The 1,475-nt window shown below is 72.4% G+C and carries 2 protein-coding genes; both read left to right on the top strand.

Annotated features, from left to right (window positions below; genetic code table 11):
• Positions 1-781: type II secretion system F family protein (locus HMPREF3165_RS05390; protein ID WP_370991892.1), on the top strand; the 781-nt coding region annotated here is incomplete at its 5' end.
• 83 nt (positions 782-864) lie between these two features.
• On the top strand, positions 865-1,377 hold the full coding sequence (locus HMPREF3165_RS05385) for a PH domain-containing protein (protein WP_060956891.1): 513 nt from the start codon (positions 865-867) through the stop codon (positions 1,375-1,377).
• The last annotated feature ends 98 nt before the right edge of the window (positions 1,378-1,475 follow it).

Here is a 1,475-nt window from a genome sequence, read left to right as displayed (position 1 = left end):
CACCGCCGCCGGAGTGCCGGGCGCCGTCGCCTCCTGCCGCCTGTCGACCGCTTTGGGAGCGCCCCTGGCCGACATCCTCCAGACCGTGGCCGGTGGGGTGGCCGAGTCCGGTCGCGCCGAGGCCTCCCGCCGTGCCGCCCTGGCCGGGCCCCGCACCACTGCCCGGCTCCTGGCGTGCCTGCCCGTGGTCGGCCTGGGGCTGGGGATGCTCGTGGGCGCCGACCCTGCCTCCCTCCTGCTCGACGGCGGTCTCGGCAGCGCCGTGGGGGCGCTGGGGATCGGGCTCATGGTGGTGGGGCACCTGGTGACCAGGCGTCTCGTCCGCGCCGCGACGGCGGAGGGCGACGTCGTCGATGAGGCCCTGGTCCTGGACCTGGCCTCCGCCGCCCTGAGCGCCGGAGCCTCGGTGCCCGGGGTACTCACCGCCTTAGGGGAGGCTCTGGAGGAGGAGGGGCTTGGGGTCGTGGGGCGGGCCCTGCTGCTGGGCGCCCCGTGGGAGGATGCCTGGCAGGCTCCCGAGGACGATCGGTGGAGGGCACGGCGCTCCCGCCTGGAGTCCTGCCTGCGCCCCGGCTGGGAGGACGGGGCCTCACCGGCCGCCCTCCTGGCGGCGACGGCGGCGAGCCTGCGCGCGGGGCGGCACGCCCGCGACGAGGAGGCCGCCGAGCGCCTCGCGGTGCGCCTGGTCCTGCCGCTGGGCGCCTGCCACCTGCCGGCCTTCGTCATCCTGGGGATCGCGCCAGTCGTCGCCTCGGTCGGCATGAGCATGCTCAGTGGGTGACGACGCCCGCCCGAGGCACGCTCAAGCGGGTACTCCTGCCCTCTTGGGTGCGCGAACCCCCGGCAGCCTGGCACGATGGGGGCATGGCACTGTCGAAGAAGCTGCTGAGCCGCGACGAGGTCGTGGTGCGGCACATGCACACCCACATCAAGGTCCTCCTGTGGCGGTTCGTCGTCGAGATCCTCCTGCTCGTGGTCGGCGTCGTCGCCTCGGTCATGGCCCCCACCACCTGGCAGCCCTGGGGCATCGTGGCGATCTGGGTGGTGATCCTCGTCGTGAGCGTCCCCCTGCTGCTCCTGCCATGGCTGCAGTGGTACATGCACACCTACACCATCACCACCAAGCGCATCATCACCCGCTCCGGCATCATCAGCCGTGTCGGCCACGACCTGCCCCTGACCCGGATCTCCGACATCCAGATGGACAAGGACGTCACCGACCGTTTCTTCGGCTGCGGCACGCTGGCCCTGCAGACCTCCGCCGATGACCCGCTCCTCCTGCACGACGTCCCCCACGTCGAGACGGTCCAGGTCGAGATCTCCAACCTGATCTTCAACGACACCCAGGGCGCCATCGACGCCGACCCCCGCAGCTGAGCGGCACCGAGGCGTCGATACAGGGCGCAGATACAGCGCAGATACGGCGCAGATACGCTGATAAGACGGCGGCCGCCGGTCCCCCTGAGGGGAGCCGG

Source organism: Actinomyces sp. HMSC08A09, from assembly GCF_001807465.1.
GTDB lineage: Bacteria > Actinomycetota > Actinomycetes > Actinomycetales > Actinomycetaceae > Actinomyces > Actinomyces oris.
The sequence above is the reverse complement of the archived record's forward strand: the minus strand, read 5'-3'. Positions and strand labels throughout refer to the sequence as shown.

Bases quoted from the DNA above. Each gene is read 5' to 3' on its own strand.
- HMPREF3165_RS05385 (WP_060956891.1), top strand. From the start codon at position 865: ATGGCACTGTCGAAGAAGCTGCTGAGCCGCGACGAGGTCGTGGTGCGG.